Origin of the sequence: Actinomyces sp. 432, from assembly GCF_009930875.1 — a bacterium.
Classification (GTDB): domain Bacteria; phylum Actinomycetota; class Actinomycetes; order Actinomycetales; family Actinomycetaceae; genus Actinomyces.
This window is the reverse complement of record NZ_CP025249.1, coordinates 2,019,774-2,038,682: the sequence shown is the minus strand read 5'-3', so window position 1 is coordinate 2,038,682 and position 18,909 is coordinate 2,019,774. Positions and strand designations below refer to the sequence as shown.

Here is an 18,909-nt window from a genome sequence, read left to right as displayed (position 1 = left end):
CCTGCCGGGGCGAAAGGTCCCACGTAAGCCCATGGGGTAGAGGCGGGCTCTAGACTGCTGGCGATGACCGTCACCGATACACCCCGTACCAGTGTTCCCCACGCAGCCGCGCCTGCGCCCGCACCCACGCCCGTGCGCGAGCTGCTGCCGCGCACATACCACGTGCGCACGCTCGGCTGCCAGATGAACGTCCACGACTCCGAGCACATGGCCGGCCTGCTGGAGCAGGCGGGCTACCGCCGCGCCGAGGATGTTCCTGAGGTCGCGGCGCGCGCCACTGCGGCCGGCGACGGCGGTGCGGACGTCGTCATCATCAACACCTGCTCCGTGCGGGAGAACGCCGCCACGCGCCTGTTCGGCAACCTGGGGCAACTCGCGGCCGTCAAGCGGGAGCGGCCCGGCATGCAGATCGCCGTGGCTGGCTGCCTCGCCCAGCAGATGGGGGAGGGGATCGTTGAGAAGGCCCCGTGGGTCGACGTCGTCTTCGGCACCCACAACATCGACGTGCTGCCCGCGCTGCTGGACCGCGCCCGCCACAATGCCGAGGCCGCCGTCGAGATCGAGGAGTCGCTGAAGGTCTTCCCCTCCACCCTGCCCACGCGCCGCGAATCCGCCTACGCCGCCTGGGTGTCCATCGCGGTGGGCTGTAACAACACCTGCACCTTCTGCATCGTGCCCTCCCTGCGCGGCAAGCAGCGCGACCGGCGCCCCGGGGACGTGCTGGCGGAGGTGGAGGCCGTGGCCGCCCAGGGTGCCATCGAGGTCACCCTGCTCGGTCAGAACGTCAACTCCTACGGCGTCGGCTTCGGTGAGCGCGGTGCCTTCGCCGGCCTGCTGCGCGCGGCCGGGAACGTGGATGGCATTGAGCGGGTGCGCTTCACCAGCCCCCACCCGGCCGCCTTTACCGACGACGTCATCGATGCCATGGCCGACACGCCCACGGTCATGCCCAGCCTGCACATGCCGCTGCAGTCCGGCTCGGACCGGGTCCTGCGGGCCATGCGACGCTCCTACCGCACCCGCCGGTTCCTGGACATCCTCGAGCGGGTGCGTGACCGGATGCCGCAAGCCGCCATCACCACCGATCTGATTGTCGGCTTCCCCGGGGAGACCGAGGCGGATTTCCAGGCCACCCTCGACGTCGTCGAGCAGGCCCGCTTCGCCTCCGCCTTCACCTTCGAGTTCTCCCCGCGCCCGGGTACCCCGGCCGCCGGCATGCCCGACCAGGTGCCGCTCGAGGTGGTCAAGGAGCGCTACGCCCGGCTGGATGAGCTCGTGCGCCGCATTACCCGGGAGGAGAACGAGCGCCAGGAGGGGCGTACCGTCGAGATCCTCGTGGCCGAAGGTGAGGGGCGCCGCGACCAGGCCACGGCCCGCATCTCCGGCCGTGCCGACGACAACCGCCTGGTGCACGCCGCCCTGCCCGTGGGGCTGGTTGCCGACGACTACGCCGCCGGTGCCCCGCGGCCCGGCGACATGCTTACCGTCCGGGTGACGCACGGCGCCCCCCACAATCTCATTGCCGACTCCGCCCGCTGCGGCACCGGGGCCGGCGGTGCGCTCGCGGCCGATTCGGTGCGGAGCGCCGGGGACCGCATCTGGACGGACGACGGCCCCGCCCTTTTCGAGGTGCGGCGCACCCGCGCCGGGGATGCCTGGGAGCGGCGGCGCCGTGAGGCCCACGCGGAACCCGAGCCGGACGCGGCGCCGGTGGCCATCGGTATGCCGATGATTCGTCCCGGGGCGCATGGGCCGCGGTAGGCCGCCTGCGCGGCTTCGCGATCAGGAATGGTGATGCCTTGAGGGCGCGCGTCGTGAGCGGCTTGGATTCGATGGGCGTACCCGCGCGAGTTGACTCCCTCGCCGTGTACTGACACACTGGGTGTGTTGATACACCGAGTGGGAGGTCGAGATGTCGGCATTCGTCATATGGGTAATCGTCTCCGCCGTCGTATTCCAACTGCCCGCCGCGAGCGCGCTCCGGGACGGCCCCGGCTCTGGCCGGGATCAACGCACAGAGGACTACCTGGCCGGACAGGGGCTCGCGCTGCCGCCCGACCTTCGGCAACAGGTTCTCTCGCGCCTGCGTCTCCGGTCGCGTGCCGCCATCGCCTGGGGCTGGGGTGGCTGGGTGGTGGGAGTCGTGGTGGCCGTGGCGGCGCAGGCGGTCGGTGCCGCCCACCTCGTGCCGCTGACCACGCTCCTGGCGACTGCGCTTGGACATGCGACCGGCGCCATCATCGGGCTGATGCGGGAGGCGGTCGATCCTCTACCCACCGCACCCCGGGTGGCGCGCGCCCGAGCCACGACATGGAGGGAGTACTGCGATCGCTGGGACCGCCGTGCGGCGCTCCTATCGGTCCTGGCCACCGCCCTCGCCTGCGTCGCCGCCCTGGGGGTGTGGGCACTGACCCCGCTGCGCCCGGATGGCGGGTGGCTGGTGCCCGCGGCAGTCATCGCCGCAGGGGTGTGCGTGTGCGCGGCGGAAGTCTTCTGCCTGCGGCTCGCAATGGTTCTGGCCGAGCGCCCCCAGCGGGCGCACAGCGACCTCGAGCTCGCCTGGGATGATGCGCTGCGCTCGGGCGCCGTCCGGGGGGTGCTTGACGTGGTCGTCGGCACCGGGCTCCTGGCGACCCTGGTTGTTCTTGGGACCTCCGCCACCTGGTTGATCGCCCCGGAGGTGCGCGCCCGGGGGATGGAGCTGACCGCGCTCCTGGGGCTGGCAGCCCTCCTCATGGGGCTCGTGTGCTGGGCGGTGATCCTCGTGCCGTGGCAGCGTGGACGGCGGGTGCGCAACCCCTCCCTGGTGCTGTGGCGCGACTATGACCTGTCGGCGTCGGCGCAGGGGGGCCGGGCGTGCTGAAAGTCGACGCTTCCGGTCAGACTCCCCCCTTCGAGCAGATCCGGGACCAGTTGCGGGCGCAGATCGTTGCGGGGGACCTCGACGTCGGGGCGAGACTGCCCTCGGTGCGTCGGCTTGCGGCGGACCTCGGGGTCGCTCCGGGGACCGTCGCCCGAGCGTACCGGGAGCTCGAGCAGGCCGGTCTGGTCCGCACAAATCGGCGCACCGGCACGATCGTCGCACCGCCCGCGCCCATGGACGGGCGCAGCGCCGCCGAGCTGGCGGCGTACTGCGTAACTGGTATGCGGGAGCTCGGGCTCACGGACGAGCAGATCGTGGCGGCCGTGCGCGACTGCCTGCTGCGCGATCCTCGGCCAACGGCCGACCCGGGTACGTAACGCCTACCGACCTCGGCACGTAACGTCTACCGACCTGGGTGAGGGGAGGTGAAGAGCTCGGCGGGCAGGTCGCGCCAGGTGCGGGAGGCAGCCACGGAGCCGTCGGCCCGCAGCAGGGCGAAGTCGTAGTCGAAGCCGGCTGCGGCCAGGCGGGCCGGATCTGCTACGAACAGCGTCGTGGCCAGCCCGTCGGCCTCCGCGCAGCTGCGTGCCACCGTCCAGGTGGCGACGACGGCGCTCGCCCCCGCCACGGGCAGGCCCGTGTACGCGTCCAGGATGTGGTGCAGGCCCGGGCCCCAGGTGCGGCGGGTGACCCCCGAGGCGCACACGGCCCCGTCGGTCAGCTCCACCACGCCGATCACCTCCCCGGTGCTGCCGCCCGCTTCATGGGCTGCCCCCCTGCCCTGCGCGCCCGGGTGCCCGCCCGCCCCGGGAAGCTCCAGCCCGATGCGTACCGGCTCGGCGCAATGCACCAGCAGATCGCCCCCGGCGTCGATCAGGTACTCCTCGTGGGCGGCGTCTCGCAGCCAGTCGGCGAGCAGGTCGGCCAAGAACCCCTTGCCGGCGGCACCGACGTCGATTAGCGCCGGCCCGCGCAGCACCAGCAGGTCGCCGCGGTGGCAGGCCCAGCCGGCCCAGGTGGCGCGTCCGTGCACTGCACCCAGGCGATGGGCGGCGCCATCGCGTACCGCGAAGCTGTATTCGGCGTCGTAGCCGAGCTCCGCCAGGTCTGCGCCGGCCAGCGGGTCGAGGCGTCCGTCCGTGACCGCATGCAGTCTGTCGTACAGGTCCAGCAGGGTGCCTGAGCCCGGGGGCAGGCTCAGCTCCACCCCGCCGTCGGCCCGGCGGGGAAGGGCTCCGGCGGCCGCGCGCCGGACCAGTGAGCCGGGCCGGAAACGGGACCAGACGTCCTCGAACGCACTGATGCGCTCCGTGATCCGTTTGCGCAGCGTGTCGGGAAGTCGATCGCGTGTAAGGACCTTCCAGTGACAGCCGGTGGCCTCGAAGCGCCAGGCCTGGACGAGCCCGCTCGGGGTACTCGGTGCGCGCATACAACCTCCCTGACCTGGCGTTTTGCGTCGCATCCGATCATGACGCGGCGTCAGCCGGCAAGTGATTCGGCTTTGACGTATCCAATTATGTGAGCTTACTCTTTCGGATACAGGCCAGCCTCGCCTAAGCATAGGGAGGCTCGCCTGACCCCGCTCATCACGCGAAGGAATCCGGCCACATGCCCAGTGCCCCTACCCAGGAACGCCGCGTCTCCAGCCCGGCGCGCGCCGTCATTGCGCTAGGTGTGGCATTGCTGCTTGCCGGTGTGCTGGGCGGATTGTGGTCCCCGGCCCGTGCCGCCGAGTCCGACACGGACTACGACTCCTGGACCGCCGTGGCGGACGCCATCTCCGCGCAGCTCGACGCCGCCGCCGACTCCTACGCCGCAGGTGACACCTCCGGCGCCGCCGCCGCCTTCCAGCGCGCCTACAACTCCGGATACGTCGCCTCCAACATGCAGGTCGTCACCACCGACAACCTCGGCGCGGAAACCGCATCCCAGCAGCGGCAGGACTTCACCGACCTGCGCCGGGCCGCCTACGCCCCCGGTAATGACGAGGCCATCGACTCCGGCGTCACCGGGTTGTCCGACTCCCTGACCGAGAGCGCCGGAAGGCTCGACGAGCTGGCCGACCTGCCCGACCCGCGCACCTACGCCGCCGACCAGGCTGCCGCCATCGCCACCGAGCGGGCCGAGCTCCAGGCCAACAAGACCCGCGTCAATGAGGGCCGCGGTGAGCGCACCTGGGCGGACGTGGCCGCCGAGATGAACGAGCTCATCGACTCCGGTGTGGACAAGGCCGCCTCCGGGGATCGCGAGGGCGGCGCCGCAGACGTCAACAACGCCTACTACGGCTACTACGAGAAGCTCGGGTTCGAGAAGACCGTCATGTCCGCCATCTCCGGAGCCCGCGTATCGGAGGTGGAGAACCAGTTCAAGGTCGTCCGCAAGGCCATGGTGGGCGGCGCCGACATTACGCAGATCACCGCAGAGGCCGAGACGCTCAAGAACTACCTGACCGAGGACGGTGCGGCGCTCGACGGCGGAGCGGCCGAGAGTATCAGCCCGGTCAGGGCCCTGCTCACTGGTTCCTTCGGGCAGGCCTTCGTGATCCTGCTGCGCGAGGGCCTGGAGGCGATCCTGGTGGTCGCCGCGGTTATCGCCTACCTGCTCAAGGCGGGCATGCGGGAACGAGTCAAGTACATCTACGCCGGCGTGGTACTGGGGCTGGCCGGCTCCGGGTTGGTGGCGCTCCTTTTCGCCTGGCTGTACGACTCCGCCTCCGCCCACCAGGAGATCCTGGAGGGCGTGGTGGCGCTGGTCGCCATGGCCATGCTGCTGTTCACCTCCAACTGGATGCTGTCGAAGTCCTCGGTTGCCTCCTGGAACCGCTACATCAAGGACAAGGCGGAGGCCTCCATCTCCGACGGCGGCTTCTGGGCGCTGGCCTCCCTGTCATTCCTGGCGGTCTTCCGTGAGGGTGCTGAAACCGTCATGTTCTACGAGGCCCTGTTCGCCATGGACCCCTCCGGCTCGGCCAGCATCTGGCAGGGCTTCGCCGCCGGGGCGGTGGTGCTCGTGGTCGTCTTCCTGCTCATCCGCTTCACCAGTGTGAGGATTCCGCTACGGCCCTTCTTCGCCATCACGAGTTTCCTCATGGCCGTCCTCGTCGTGATCTTCGCCGGCGGCGGCGCCCACGCCCTGATTGAGGGCGACATCATCCCGGCGACTTACGTCGAGGGGTGGCCCACGCAGGACTACCTGGGCCTGTACCCCTACCGGGAGACCCTCCTGTTCCAGGCATTCATGGCCGCAGTCGTCGTCCTCCTCTCCGCCGTGTCCGTGCTCCGCCACCGCAGGGCTGACGCAGCCCAGGCCGCTGCAGACGAAGACGCCGCTGCAGCGGCCGAGTAGTCCTGGGCACTGCAGAAACAACCAGCACAAACAACCAGCACCAACAACCAACGAAGGAAACACATCATGCGATCCCTCAAGCTCATCAGCGCCGCGGGCGCAATCGTCCTGGCCGGGAGCCTCGGACTGGCCGCCTGCTCATCCAACGACTCGGGCACCTCCGCGGATACGGCCACCGAGGCTGCCGCGGACGCCGGCGACGCCTCCGACAACGAGGCCGGATTCGAGGAGTTCGACGTCAACGAGTCCCAGAAGGACCAGGAGGCAGAGGGCCAGATCAACGTCAACCTCGTCTACTTCCAGCCGGTCGATATGGAGCCCGCCGGTGCCGCCGGACTGCCTGCCTCGCAGGCGGACCTGCACCTGGAGGCCGACGTCACCGCCCTGGCCGACAACACCCTCGGCTACGGCGCCGGAGACTTCGTGCCCGGCCTGACCGTTGACTACTCCATCGCCCCCGCCGACGGCTCGGGCGAGGCCGTGGAGGGCACCTTCATGCAGATGAACGCCTCCGACGGCCCCCACTACGGCGGCAACATCGCCCTGCCGGACGCCGGCCAGTACACCGTCACCATCACCATCCACAGCCCGGAGGAGAACGGCTGGGTGCTGCACACCGACCCCGACACGGGCGTCAAGGGCCGCTTCTGGACCGAGCCGATCGAGCTCACCTGGGACTGGGACTACACCCCCATGGAGTGGTGAAATCACGGTGACGGCGCCGCCGTCGCGCGGCCCGCAGGCACGGGCGAACAGACATAGGCAATCGATACCGAGAGGAGCACCGGCGGAGTGTTGGAGCGCTTTGTTTCCGTTGTTGGCGGGGCCACCCTGCCCTTCCTGCTGTACGCCGCCCTGGCGGTGGTGCTGACACCCGCAGCCGTGGAGGGGTGGCCGCGCGCCAGCCGCTGGCGCCTCGCCTCCGCCCTGACCGGTACCGCCGGAGCCCTCGTCTTCGCCGTCCTGCGGGCCACCTCCGTGATCGACCGGCGCACCACCGTCAACATTCCCACGCTCATCGCCTGCGTGGCAGTCGATGCGGTCCTGATCGTGGTGCTCGCCCTGCTGGTACGGCGGCCTACCTGGGGCGTGGACGGGCGCCTGGGCACAGTCGCGCAAGTCGTCGGCTGCCTGGCGATCGCCCTGGCCTTCTTCCGCGCCGTGCCTGAGGCAGTGCTGCAGCTGGCGGCCTTCATCGAGCCGGGCGAGGAGGTACTGTCCTCCCAGATGCTGCTGCGTGCGCTCGGCTTCATCGGCGGCTGGATCGCGGTGGCCCTGTTCGCCTTCGTCTACTATCGCGCCGCCCGCCGGGCCCCGGTGCGGCCCACGCGGATCACCCTGCTGGTGTTCGTGCTTGCATTCGGCACCGTTCATGTCTTCCAGCTGGCGCGGGTGCTGCAGTCCACCCACCGGATCCGGCTCGGCGGAGACGCTTTCCGCGTCATGTCGTGGGCTACCAACAATGCCGGCGGCGTCGTCCTGCTGACCGCGGCGGCCGTCTGGCTGGTTCCCATGGGCTTCGCGTTGGCCCGGGCTGTCGGGCGCACCCCGGTCCAGGCCAACCCGGCGCGCACCCGTGCCCTGCGCGCCGAGCGGCGCCGCTCGCGCCGCTGGGTACTCGCCTCCGGCATCGGCTTTGCGGCGCTGGTGGCCACTCGCACCGTCGCCGTCGCCAAGGTCAACGAGGTCCCCACCCTGTCCGATCCGGAGCCCTACGAGGTCACCGCCGACGCGGCGGTGGTCTCCGCCGCCGTCCTGGGAGACGGGCACCTGCACCGCTTCGCCTACGCGACCTCCGACGGCACCGAGGTCCGCTTCATCATGATCCTGAAGAACGGCGGCGCCTACGGGGTGGGCCTGGACGCCTGCGAGTCCTGCGGTCCGGCCGGCTACTACGAGGGTGCTGGCAAGATCATCTGCAAGCGCTGCGATGTGGCCATCAACCCGGCCACCATCGGCTTCAAGGGCGGCTGCAACCCCATCCCCATCGACTTCGCGGTTGCCGACGGCACCGTCAGCGTGCCCCTGAGCGCCCTGGAGGACAGCGCGGAGGTGTTCGCCTGACGTGTTCTTCTCACGCCTGCTGCACCGCTCCTTCACCCGTCAACTCTGGCGCCGCTCCCTGGTCGGCCTGACCGTGGCCCTGTGCGCCTCCATCTCGGTTGCCATGCTCGGCGTCGTGCTCGACGTCGGCGACAAGCTGAACGCGGAGCTGACCGCCTACGGCTCCAACATCGTCGTCCAGCCCAAGGCCGACGCCGTCGTCTCCAGCCTGTACGAGACCACCGCGGACACCGAGTCCACGGCATTCATCGCCGAGGAGGAGGTCGCGAACATCAAGACGATCTTCTGGGCGTACAACATCGTCGACTTCACCGCAGAGCTCACCGGCCACGTGGATGCGGCCTCGGCCTCCGGGCAGGCCACGGACCTGGCCGTCACCGGCACGTGGTTCGACAAGGAGCTCAGCCTGTCCACGGGCCAGACGACTGTCGCCGGCGTGACCACCCTGCGCTCTTGGTGGACGCTGGAGGGCAGCTGGCCCGCTGACGACGCCGACGAAGCCGTGGTCGGCTCCTCCCTGGCCCGTCGCCTGGGCTTGGGAGCAGGTGACACCGTAACCCTGTCCACCGCCGCCGGGGACCGTTCCCTGACCGTAACCGGCGTGTACACCTCCGGCGACGAAGACGATGACTCCCTCTACGCCCCACTGGCGATCATCCAGGACCTGACGGGGCATGCCGGCCAGGTGGACGAGGTAGAGGTCAAGGCCCTGACGACTCCGGAGAACGACCTGTCGCGCAAGGCGGCCCGCAACCCCAACGTGCTGTCCGCCGCCGAGTGGGAGACCTGGTACTGCACCGCCTACGCCTCCTCCATCTCCTACCAGATCGAGGAGGTCATTCCCGGCGCCGTCGCCAAGCAGGTGCGGCAGGTCGCCGCGGTGGAGGGCAAGGTGCTGGAGAAGACCCAGGCGCTGATGATCCTGATGACCGCACTCAGCCTGGTCGCCGCGGTGCTGGCCGTCGCTTCCCTGACCACCGCCTCCCTGGTGGAGCGCACCAGCGAGTTCGCCCTGCTCAAGGCGGTGGGTGCCTCCTCCGCCTCCATCAACCGGCTGATCCTGGCCGAGACCGCCGTCATCGGCGCGATCGGCACGGCGGTGGGGGCGCTGGTCGGCTCCGGCATCGCTCAGCTGATCGGGCAGGTGGTATTCGGCTCCTCCATCACCATGCGGCCCATGGTGTACGTGCTGGTGGTGGTGCTGGTGGCACTGGTGCTGCTGGTGGCCACCGCCTCCTCGCTACGCACCATTCTGAGGATCCAGCCCGCGACCGCCCTGCACAGGCGGTGAGGAGCACCATGACCGAACGCTCTGCGAACAAGCGCTCTGCGACCAGCCCTCCTATGACCAACCGGCGCATGTTCGCCACCATGCTCATCGGCGCCATGTTCCGGCGCCGCTCCCGCGCCCTCGCGGCTATCGGCTCCTCCGCAGTCGGGGCGGCCACCCTGTTCTGCCTCGCGGCCATCTGCCTGGCGGTCCCCGCCCAAATGAGTGCGGAGATGCGCCAGTTCGGCGCCAACCTGATCGTCACTCCCATCGACACCGATTCGAACTCAGCCACCGCCGGTACCACTACGGACGCGGCTGCTGGGACGGCGGGAGTCGGCGGGGCGCAGCCGGCGCGCATCACCGACGCCGACCTGGATCTGGTCGACGTCGCCGTCGCCGCCGCCACCGACATCAGCGCCGAACAGTTGGCCACCGCCGCCTACCGCTACGAGACCATCCGCATCAACCGGTCCCCCTACCTGGTGGCGGGCATCGACGTCGATGCGGTGCGCGCCCTGAACGGGCACTGGGAGATCGACGGCGATTGGCCGGGCGAGGGGCAGGTGCTGGTCGGCACGAATGTGGCCGATGCCGCTGGGCTGAGCCTCGGCTCCAGCGTCACCGCCGAATACCTCTCCAGCGACAACCTCGCCTCCGTGGGCGAGCCCGCCGCCACCGATTCGGCCACCGCCCCAGCAACAGACTCGGCTGCCGACTCAGCCACCGGCGATCCGGCGAAGTCGGACGAGACCGCAGCGGGTAAGGCCCAGTGGCGGGTGTCCGGCATCGTGGACACCGGTGGGGAGGAGGACGACATCGTCTACGTTCCCACCGCCGCGCTGGAGGCCCTTACCGCCACCGCCGACGCTGGCTACGACGTGGTGGAGTTCTCGGTGGACACCTCCACGGTCAGCGTGGAGGACGTCGCCGGCGCCGTCGCCGACTCTGACGCGGCCGGCCGCGTCGCCGCCCAACCCGTCTCCAAGATCTCCAGCGGCGACACCCGCATCATCACCATGCTAAACACCCTGTTCTGGGTGGTGGCCGTCGTGGTGCTAGGCCTGACACTCGTGGGCGTATCCACCACCATGACCGTCGTCGTCGCCGAGCGTCGCAACGAGATCGGCCTGCGCAAGGCGCTGGGCGCCTCCGAGGGATCGATCGCGGCCGAGTTCTTCGCCGAGGCCGCCCTGCTGGGCCTGGTCGGCGGCGTGGTCGGCACCGCCATCGGTTACGGCCTGGCCCTCGCCGTCGGCCTGGGTGTATTCGACCGCCCCATCGGCTTCAACTGTTGGCTGGCGGCCGCCTCCCTCGCGCTGACTACGCTGGTGGCCGTCGTCGCCGCATACTCACCGGTGCGCCGCGCCTCGCGCATCGACCCCGCGCTCGTCCTCAGAGAGGAATGACATGACCGACACGCTCGCCGAGCCGCAACCCGGCACGCAGGACTCGCAGACGGACGCGGGGGCCGCTGACGTGCTGCTTGAACTGCGGCACGTGTCCAAGATCTACGGCGACCTGCACGCCGTCGATGACCTCAGCCTGCAGGTGCCGCGCGGGCAGTGGCTGTCCGTGGTCGGCTCCTCCGGATCCGGCAAGACCACGCTGATGAACATTATCGGCTGCATGGACACGCCCACCCGCGGCTCCGTGCTGCTGGACGGGCGTGAGCTGGGCAGGCTCAACGCCGTCCAGCTGACCGATATCCGCAAGCATGTCATCGGCCTGGTCTTTCAGCAGTTCCACCTCATCCCACACCTGACCGCCATCGAGAACGTCATGGTCGCCCAGTACTACCACTCGATGACCGATCAGGAGGAGGCCCTGGCGGCCCTGGACAATGTGGGGCTCGCCGACCGCGCCCACCACCTGCCCTCCCAGCTCTCCGGCGGCGAGCAGCAGCGCGTGTGCATCGCCCGGGCGCTGATCAATCACCCCCAACTCGTGCTCGCCGACGAGCCCACCGGAAACCTCGACGAGGCCAACGAGCAACTGGTCCTGGACATCTTCGCCCGCCTGCACAAGGCCGGTACGACCCTGATCGTGGTCACTCACGACGCCCACGTGGCCTCCTGCGGACAGCGGCAGATCCTGCTCAACCACGGCCGGCTGGTGGGGGAGAAGACCAATACTGCCGGCGTCGGCCGCCGGGAGCGCGACATGCTCGACTTCGGCCAGGAGGTGCAGGCATGAACCGTCCCCCGCAGCTCCCGGGCCCGACGGCGCCCGCAGTCCCCGCCCGCCGCGCTCTGGCCGCGGTAGGCGCGGTGCTGGCAACGGCCGGCCTGGCCGGATGCGGCGGCGGGGAGGCGACCCCCGCCCAGGACGAGTACGCCGGTCGCGCCCAGACCCAGAACCCGACGGCCTTCACCACGCCCTCCGCGGGTGACGCCCCTACCCCCTCCGCCACTCCCACCGGCGGCCCGTACGCCGACGGCAAGTACACCGCCAAAGAGTCTTACGGGGTCGTCGATGGCGTCGTGGAGGAGGACTCGATCGACGTCACCCTCGAACTGGAGGGCGGCTATATCACCGATGTGTCCGTCACCGGTCACGCCCCGACCACCACCTCCAAGAACTACATCGCCGGATTCGTGGAGGAGATTGAGGACGCCGTAGTCGGACGCAGCATCGAGGACGCGCATGTGACTGCCCTGGCCGGGGCATCCAAGACCTCGGCCGCCTTCAACGACGCCGTCGACGCCATCGCCGCCCAGGCGGCCGAGGCCCACTGAGAACGAAACGCGGGGGCTGCGGGAGAGGTTGGGGCACGGCTTACCATCTGTGGCCCTCGTACCTCGTCGGGCCGCTCCCGGTGGGCGGCGCAGCCGTCCGCGAAGCCGCATGGGAAAGACTTGAGTCCCCGGCTAGGCTGGAGTCATGCCGCAGTTCGGATCCGCACACGCCGCCGACGCACCCGCCACCCCGGCGCCCGTCGACGTGGATCGGGTCATGGACTGCGCGCGGCGCCTGGGCCTGCGCTTCTTCCTCGATGATGAGGGTGACGTAGGTATTCCCTGGCGCTACGTGACTGTCCACGCCATCTTCCAGGGCGATCGCGCCCTGCAGCTGCGCGGCGTCTGGCACCGCATCGCCGATACCGAGCACTTGGCAGCGCTGCGCAGCCTGGTAGAGGACTGGAACACCACTCGCATCGGCCCGAAGGCCTACCTGACCGTCGCCGACGGCGGAGTGGTGCGCCTGCACGGGGAGGTCACCTACCCGCTCAGCGCGGGCATGACCGACGCGCAGCTGGACGAATTCGTCTTCACCGGCTGCCGCCTGATAGTCGCACTGATGCGGGAGGCGGAGGATACCTTCCCCGATCCGATCCGCGGAAGGCTGGAGCCATGAGCCGCCGCCCGCGCAGGCGGTGGGCGGATTTCATCGCCCGGCTGTTCGCCGGCTCCTGGGACCAGCACGCCCAGGCCTCCCAGGACGCCCCTTCAGCGGGGCGGGGGAGCGCGCATGGAGCCGAGAGGCGGTTGCGGCGGCCGCAGCCGGTGGAACTGTCAGACCTTGAAATCGACTACCCCGAACGTCCGGCCGCCCCGGACTCGGTCCTGCAGGGTACCGGGGGAGCGACGGGTCCTACCCGTGCCGGTGGTGAGCTGACGGCGCCCCTGACGCTGGAGCGAATCGAGGCCGCACTGACGGGCCCCATGGGGTACGGGGTACGCCGGCACCGCGAGGAGGACCATGTCTGCCTCCTGGGCACGTGGGACGGCTTCCCCTTCGTCATCGAGATCCCAGAGGGGCACCCCGACTGGCTACTGGTCTCCGGCGACTGGGAGAAGCCTGCCGCCGAGGGGGAGCGCGACGAACTGGCGGCCTCCGTCAACGACTGGAACCGCGACAAGTACTTCCCGACCGTGGCCCTGGTGGACACCCCCATAGGCCCCCTGGTACGCGCCACCTACCTGGTGGGCATGGGGCGCGGAGTCACCGACGCCCAGCTGCGCCTCCACCTGGATACCGCCCTATCCGCCTGCACCCAGGCCCTTAGCCAGGTCCGACCGCTCCTGCCGGACCTATGAGCACCAGGCCTGAGCCCGTCTACGCGGCCACGGCGGCACCGGCGCGAGCGGACGCGGTCGGTGCCGCCGCGGTGGCGCCGGAGGGGAACCATGTGCCGGTGCGGGTGGCCGTGGTGGGTCCCACCGCATCCGGCAAGTCCGCCCTGGCCCTCGATCTGGCCGATGCCCTCGGGGGCGGTGTCGAGATGCTCAACGCCGACGCCTTTCAGCTCTACCGGGGCATGGATATTGGCACGGCGAAGCTGGGGCCGGGTGAGCGCCGCGGCTACCCACATCATCAGCTCGACGTGCTGGATGTGCACCAGGAGGCGAGCGTGGCCGCATACCAGGCTCACGCCCGCGCCGACTTACGGGCCACGGTGGCGCGCGGCAACCGCCCGGTCATAGTGGGCGGATCGGGCCTTTACGTGCGTGCGGTAACCGACGCCCTCGACTTCCCGGGCACGAACCCGGGCCTGCGGGCCGCGTTGGAGGAGCGCGCGCGCCAGGAGGGGACGTCCGCGCTGTGGCGCGAGTTGCACGGTGTGGACCCGGCTGCCGCTGAGCGCATCGACCCGGGCAACACGCGCCGTATCGTGCGCGCCCTGGAGGTAGTGCAGCTGACTGGTAGGCCGTTTACCGCGACCCTGCCCCGCTACGCGGACCTGGTGCCCACCGTCCACCTGGCACTGCGCTGGGACCGGGAGGTCCTGGATGCCCGCATCAATGCGCGGGCAGAGGCGATGTTCGCCTCCGGGCTGCTGGAGGAGACCGAGGTGCTGCTTGGGCGCGGCTTGCGCGAGGGGCCGACGGCCCGGCGCGCCATCGGCTATGCCCAGGCCATCGCCGTCCTGGATGGCGCCATGCCGGTGTCCCAGGCTGTGGCCGACACTGCTGCCGCCACTCGTAAGCTCGCCTCGCGTCAGCTCAAGTGGTTCCGCCGTGATCCGCGCGTACAGTGGCTCGACGTCGTCGCCGCCGACGGCACGTGGGCGCCGGGGGAGCACGAGCGCGTACTGGCCCAGGCGCTGCAGCTGGTGCAGGCGGCGGACCGCCGGGGCAGGCCGGAGGGTGGCAGCCGCGGATAGGCGATACAGGCAATAGGGTGTCCCCATGACCATTGCCCCCGGCCTGGCCGGCCGCACGCTGATCAAGGGCCATACAGCCGGCGTAGACCTCCTCCTGCTCGTGGACCCCGAGCGGGAGGTGCCCCTCACTGCAGCCGATGTGGCCGCAGTCTGCAACCGGCACACCGGCCTGGGGGCGGACGGCCTGGTGCGGGTGGTGCGTACCGCATCCCTGCCCGGTACCGTGGCCTTCCGGGATGTTGTCCCCGAGGCCGAGTGGTTCCTGGACTACTACCGCTGCGACGGCGACCCGGTGCGGGGGGCGGCAGCCGCCTACGGCGACGCCTGTCGGCTGCTGGCCGCCGTCCTGGACGCCGAGGGGATCGTGCCGCTGGCGGATGGCTCCGCGCTCACGGTCGGCACTCGGGGCGGGGCCCGCACCGTCACCCGCCTGGCCGAGATGTGGGCCGTGGACGCTGGGCCCGCAAGCCTGGCGGAGGTGGCCGTGCCCGCCGCCGACGCCTCCGCGGAGGGGTGGGACACGGCGGTACGTATCCCCGGGCTTGAGGGCGACCGGGCGGCCCTCAGCCTGGACCTGGCCGGGCGGCACCTCGTGGTCGCGCTGGCAGAGGACAGCGAGCTTGACGCGGTCGCGCCGCCCGGTGCGGGTGCGGCCGAGTACACGCCCGCGCCGGAGGCGGCGGCGAGCCTGGAGCTGGTGGTGCCGCTGGGCGAGCACGTGGATCCGGATACCGGGGACCGGGTGGGCTTGGCGCGCGTGCGCGGGCTGGCGGACGGAACGGGAGGGGCGGTCCCGAGTGCCGAGGCGTGCTGCGCGGTCGCGGTCGCCCTGCATGAGTGGATCGGAGCCGACGCACCAACCGATTACCTGCTGCGCCTGCCCCTTGGGCAGGTCGGTGTGCACGTGGGCCAGGCCCCGCTGGCAGGGGAGACGGCGGCACGGGACGCGCTGTTGCTGACCGGCACGGTGGAGCTGGTAGGCCGGATCGCTCTCGCCTGAGGCCGCGTGGGTCCGTGTCGGCCGAGGGGCCCGCGGAGGGTGCCTCTTGCCGTGTGTTGCCTACCAACAGGATTATCTAGGAAGACTTATACGGACACACCGTTGCAATGACTATAGCCGCGGCGGCTCGCGCCCCGTAGGCTGGGACGGTGCCCGCAGCTGGCGGGCGCACCCGAAAACGGGAGGGAATCCAGGTGGCACGCAGCGCTGAGAGCGTCGACCTTCTCAAGTGCTCCTTCTGCGGCAAGAGCCAGAAGCAGGTCAAGAAGCTCATCGCCGGACCCGGCGTCTACATCTGTGACGAGTGCATCGAGCTGTGCAACGAGATCATTGATGAGGAGCTCGGCGCCTCGGGCTCGGGCGTCCCGCTTGAACTGCCCAAGCCGCAGGAGATCTTCGACTTCCTCAACCAGTACGTCATCGGCCAGGAGGAAGCCAAGCGCGCCATGAGCGTGGCCGTGTACAACCACTACAAGCGCGTGCAGATGCGCGAGCGCGCCGTGGCCGAGGGCGATGGGCTGGAGCTGGGCAAGTCCAACATCCTGCTGCTGGGACCAACCGGCACCGGCAAGACCCACCTGGCCCGTACCCTCGCCCGGCTGCTGGACGTGCCCTTCGCGATCGTTGACGCCACCGCCCTGACCGAGGCCGGCTACGTGGGTGAGGACGTGGAGAACATCCTGCTCAAGCTCATCCAGGCGGCGGACGGGGACGTCAAGCGCGCCGAGAAGGGCATCATCTACATCGACGAGATCGACAAGATCGGCCGCAAGGCCGAGAACCCCTCCATCACCCGTGACGTCTCCGGGGAGGGCGTGCAGCAGGCCCTGCTGAAGATCATCGAGGGCACCACCGCCTCGGTTCCACCGGGGGCGGCCGCAAGCACCCCCACCAGGAGTTCCTGGAGATCGACACCACGAATATCCTGTTCATCGCCGCCGGCGCCTTCTCCGGCATCGAGGAGATCGTCCGCCAGCGCCGCCGCCGCGAGGCGGGCGCGCAGATCGTCGGCTTCGGCGCCACCCTCGCCAAGGATCAGGGGGAGGACGTGTTCGCCACCCCAGTGCGTCCGGAGGACCTGCACAAGTTCGGGCTGATCCCGGAGTTCATCGGTCGGCTTCCGGTGATCGCCACCGTCCACGACCTGGGCGTGCCGGAGCTAGTGCGGGTGATGACCGAGCCCAAGAATGCCCTGGTCTCCCAGTACAAGTACCTGTTCAGCCTCGACGGCGTGGAACTGGAGCTCACGAAGGAGGCCATTCAGGCGATTGCCTCCCTGGCCCTGGAGCGCAAGACCGGTGCGCGCGGGTTGACCAGCATCGTGGAGGAGGTGCTCGGACAGGCGATGTTCGAGGTTCCCTCCCTGCCGGAGGTGGGGCGTGTGGTAGTGGATGCAGATGCCGTGCGCGGCACAGGATCCCCGCGTTACGAGCGCGGCAGCGGCACCCTGTCGGCCACCGCCAAGGGCAGGACGCGCACCGCATGAGCAACCAGTCGGCGGACTCTCAGGCCCGCCCGGCAGGCGCCGACGCCGGGGTGCCAGTAGAGCCGGGGTCGGCGTCGAGCGCTGCCGCGGTGCCGCCCCAGCTGGCCGCTTACCGCGCAACGATCGACAATCTCGACGCCGCCCTCATCCACCTGCTGGCGGAGCGCTTCCGGTGTACCCGGCAGGTTGGTCGGCTCAAGGCGGACCTGAGCCTGCCGCCGTCGGACCCGGCCCGCGAGGAGCAGCAGGTGGTCCGGCTGCGGGCCCTGGCCGAGGAGGCCGGCCTGGACCCGGTGTTCGCTGAGAAGTTCTTCGCCTTCATCGTCGCCGAAGTGATCCGCCACCACGAGGCCATCCGGGAAGAGCTGTCGGAGGATGACTGAAGCCACCTGTGGCATCCATCAAAGTTGCGATCGATGTAAACCTCTCCTCCCGCCAATAGACGACTCTAGTTCCGGCGCTTGGACAGGCTCAGCGCAGGGTTCGGGCGCACCGAAGCCAGATGAGCCCGGCGAATAGGGCACAGGCGGCGAACAGATCCCCGGTGCTGGAGACTCGATTGATGAGCAGCAACGGGTTGCCGGCGAGAAATAGCCCCATAGTCCCGTATATTACGACGGCGATGGTAGTCCATTCAAAGCCCGCATAAGGCAGCAGCAATGCAATAAGCGTTGTGATCCACAGAGCGTTCTCGATGCATATCCGCGCCACATCCCAACCGTCGGCGGCGGCGCCAACGCACCCGCTGACTGCCGTGAGCAGCCCGGCCTGTCCAAGTAGCCAGGCGATCGTGACTAGGCGTTGGCGAGGACGATCGTAGGGGACAAGGTGAGCGAAGGGATCGTGCAGCCAGCTGGCAATCACCGGAGCGGCAATCACCGGCAGATAGAAGTAACCGTAGGCGACATGCTGTCCGGCAAGTATCTCCTGATCCGATTGGAAGGTGGGAACGCTGACTGAGGCAACTGCGGAGCAGGCCACAATTACGAGCAGCAGAGCGGTGGCATGCATACGGGAGTGATGCGCAATAAGTTCAATGCGCACTACTGACGGAAGCCTCAGCACGTTGACCCCAAGCCCTCGTTCCACCAGGCGATCTGGGCGTTGTCGGAGGCGTTACTCATGAACTCCATGCCGTCCATTTCGACAAGATTATCCAGGGGCCACATCCCGAGCTTGTAGTAAAGCCAGTACATGTGATTGAAAGGATTCTCTTCGTCGAGGCACCTATTCCAGTCGGCGGTGGCTGTAACCACGGCCTCTGTTGGATCTATGCCAACGGCGCCGACCTCTAGGTAAGCCACTGAGTCATCGATCTCGGGATAGTCAATGGTGTCTTCGATGTAACTCTCGGGTCGGCTCCCCGGGGAAGGAACTGCGCGACTTGTTCAGCCGTCTCCACCGTCTCGGGCAGCAAACGTTCGTGGTCCGGCAGGAGACATACCCGGATGTTGTCGGTCTCGGAGCACACGTACCGGTTCGTGAGCGGTTCTCCTGCAGCGGTCGGAGCCAACGTGGCTGGCGGAGCCGATACGACGAGTGTTCCGCTAACTCCAACCAGCAGCACAGCAACAACTGCGGGTGCCCGCAGGCGCTTGCGCCGCAGTTGCTTTTGACTCAAAAGTATAGCGCTCACTCCGACAGCCGTGAGAAACAGCGTCTGAAACACGAAGTGTGTTGAGACCACTATCAGCGGCAGAGATAGGTGCGTGGCCCCCGAGGGAGTGAAACCGGGCGCGGTGCCGTCCATGTCGGCCCAGTCGAGCGTTGCGGG

At 69.4% G+C, this 18,909-nt stretch carries 18 protein-coding genes and 1 pseudogene; 16 read left to right on the top strand and 3 right to left on the bottom strand.

The window, feature by feature from the left end; genetic code table 11:
- The first annotated feature begins 63 nt into the window (after positions 1-63).
- The 3 genes from miaB to CWT12_RS08480 all read left to right on the top strand — a co-directional run bounded on the left by miaB (position 64) and on the right by CWT12_RS08480 (position 3,240).
- Positions 64-1,761, top strand: coding sequence for a tRNA (N6-isopentenyl adenosine(37)-C2)-methylthiotransferase MiaB (gene miaB / locus CWT12_RS08490; RefSeq protein WP_161924465.1), 1,698 nt, complete (start codon positions 64-66; stop codon positions 1,759-1,761).
- A gap of 151 nt (positions 1,762-1,912) precedes the next feature.
- A complete protein-coding gene (locus CWT12_RS08485; protein ID WP_161924464.1) occupies positions 1,913-2,863 on the top strand; it encodes a hypothetical protein in 951 nt (316 codons plus the stop codon).
- Positions 2,857-3,240, top strand: coding sequence for a GntR family transcriptional regulator (locus tag CWT12_RS08480; protein WP_161924463.1), 384 nt, complete (start codon positions 2,857-2,859; stop codon positions 3,238-3,240). Before CWT12_RS08485 ends, CWT12_RS08480 begins: the two co-directional genes overlap by 7 nt.
- A 26-nt stretch (positions 3,241-3,266) precedes the next feature.
- Here the strand turns inward: CWT12_RS08480 and CWT12_RS08475 are convergent, their stop codons facing one another.
- Positions 3,267-4,292, bottom strand: coding sequence for an FAD:protein FMN transferase (locus CWT12_RS08475; protein ID WP_161924462.1), 1,026 nt, complete (start codon positions 4,290-4,292; stop codon positions 3,267-3,269).
- Positions 4,293-4,471: 179 nt separating this feature from the next.
- Between CWT12_RS08475 and CWT12_RS08470 the strand changes: the two genes are divergently transcribed.
- The 13 genes and pseudogenes from CWT12_RS08470 (at position 4,472) to CWT12_RS08410 (ending at position 17,518) form a co-directional block, all read left to right on the top strand.
- Positions 4,472-6,208 carry an FTR1 family iron permease gene (locus tag CWT12_RS08470; RefSeq protein ID WP_161924461.1) on the top strand — a complete coding sequence of 579 codons (1,737 nt, stop codon included), beginning with the start codon at positions 4,472-4,474 and terminating at the stop codon, positions 6,206-6,208.
- Between the two features lie 63 nt (positions 6,209-6,271).
- Complete coding sequence (locus tag CWT12_RS08465; RefSeq protein ID WP_272927779.1) at positions 6,272-6,913, top strand: iron transporter; 642 nt, start codon at positions 6,272-6,274, stop codon at positions 6,911-6,913.
- Between the two features lie 87 nt (positions 6,914-7,000).
- Positions 7,001-8,272 carry a DUF2318 domain-containing protein gene (locus CWT12_RS08460; RefSeq protein WP_161924459.1) on the top strand — a complete coding sequence of 424 codons (1,272 nt, stop codon included), beginning with the start codon at positions 7,001-7,003 and terminating at the stop codon, positions 8,270-8,272.
- A gap of 1 nt (position 8,273) precedes the next feature.
- Complete coding sequence (locus tag CWT12_RS08455) at positions 8,274-9,563, top strand: ABC transporter permease (protein WP_161924458.1); 1,290 nt, start codon at positions 8,274-8,276, stop codon at positions 9,561-9,563.
- Positions 9,564-9,571: 8 nt separating this feature from the next.
- Positions 9,572-10,951 carry an ABC transporter permease gene (locus tag CWT12_RS08450; RefSeq protein WP_202616176.1) on the top strand — a complete coding sequence of 460 codons (1,380 nt, stop codon included), beginning with the start codon at positions 9,572-9,574 and terminating at the stop codon, positions 10,949-10,951.
- A 1-nt stretch (position 10,952) separates the two neighbouring features.
- Complete coding sequence (locus tag CWT12_RS08445; protein WP_161924457.1) at positions 10,953-11,738, top strand: ABC transporter ATP-binding protein; 786 nt, start codon at positions 10,953-10,955, stop codon at positions 11,736-11,738.
- Positions 11,735-12,280 carry an FMN-binding protein gene (locus CWT12_RS08440; protein WP_161924456.1) on the top strand — a complete coding sequence of 182 codons (546 nt, stop codon included), beginning with the start codon at positions 11,735-11,737 and terminating at the stop codon, positions 12,278-12,280. Before CWT12_RS08445 ends, CWT12_RS08440 begins: the two co-directional genes overlap by 4 nt.
- Positions 12,281-12,425: 145 nt before the next feature.
- The gene (locus CWT12_RS08435; protein ID WP_161924455.1) at positions 12,426-12,899 is read left to right on the top strand and encodes a YbjN domain-containing protein; all 474 of its coding nucleotides are present in this window, start codon (positions 12,426-12,428) and stop codon (positions 12,897-12,899) included.
- Positions 12,896-13,582 carry a YbjN domain-containing protein gene (locus CWT12_RS08430; RefSeq protein ID WP_161924454.1) on the top strand — a complete coding sequence of 229 codons (687 nt, stop codon included), beginning with the start codon at positions 12,896-12,898 and terminating at the stop codon, positions 13,580-13,582. Before CWT12_RS08435 ends, CWT12_RS08430 begins: the two co-directional genes overlap by 4 nt.
- The gene (gene miaA / locus CWT12_RS08425) at positions 13,579-14,649 is read left to right on the top strand and encodes a tRNA (adenosine(37)-N6)-dimethylallyltransferase MiaA (RefSeq protein ID WP_161924453.1); all 1,071 of its coding nucleotides are present in this window, start codon (positions 13,579-13,581) and stop codon (positions 14,647-14,649) included. The genes CWT12_RS08430 and miaA overlap by 4 nt, the downstream gene beginning before the upstream one ends.
- 25 nt (positions 14,650-14,674) lie before the next feature.
- Entirely contained in the window at positions 14,675-15,649 is a 975-nt protein-coding gene (locus CWT12_RS08420; protein WP_161924452.1) for a diaminopimelate epimerase, read from the top strand.
- Between the two features lie 194 nt (positions 15,650-15,843).
- Positions 15,844-17,135 (top strand): annotated as a pseudogene (gene clpX / locus CWT12_RS08415) (ATP-dependent Clp protease ATP-binding subunit ClpX).
- Positions 17,132-17,518 carry a chorismate mutase gene (locus CWT12_RS08410; protein WP_161924451.1) on the top strand — a complete coding sequence of 129 codons (387 nt, stop codon included), beginning with the start codon at positions 17,132-17,134 and terminating at the stop codon, positions 17,516-17,518. The pseudogene clpX and the gene CWT12_RS08410 overlap by 4 nt, the downstream one beginning before the upstream one ends.
- 88 nt (positions 17,519-17,606) lie before the next feature.
- Here the strand turns inward: CWT12_RS08410 and CWT12_RS08405 are convergent, their stop codons facing one another.
- Positions 17,607-18,179 carry a hypothetical protein gene (locus tag CWT12_RS08405; RefSeq protein ID WP_161924450.1) on the bottom strand — a complete coding sequence of 191 codons (573 nt, stop codon included), beginning with the start codon at positions 18,177-18,179 and terminating at the stop codon, positions 17,607-17,609.
- 14 nt (positions 18,180-18,193) lie between these two features.
- The gene (locus tag CWT12_RS08400) at positions 18,194-18,439 is read right to left on the bottom strand and encodes a hypothetical protein (protein ID WP_161924449.1); all 246 of its coding nucleotides are present in this window, start codon (positions 18,437-18,439) and stop codon (positions 18,194-18,196) included.
- Positions 18,440-18,909 lie beyond the last annotated feature (470 nt).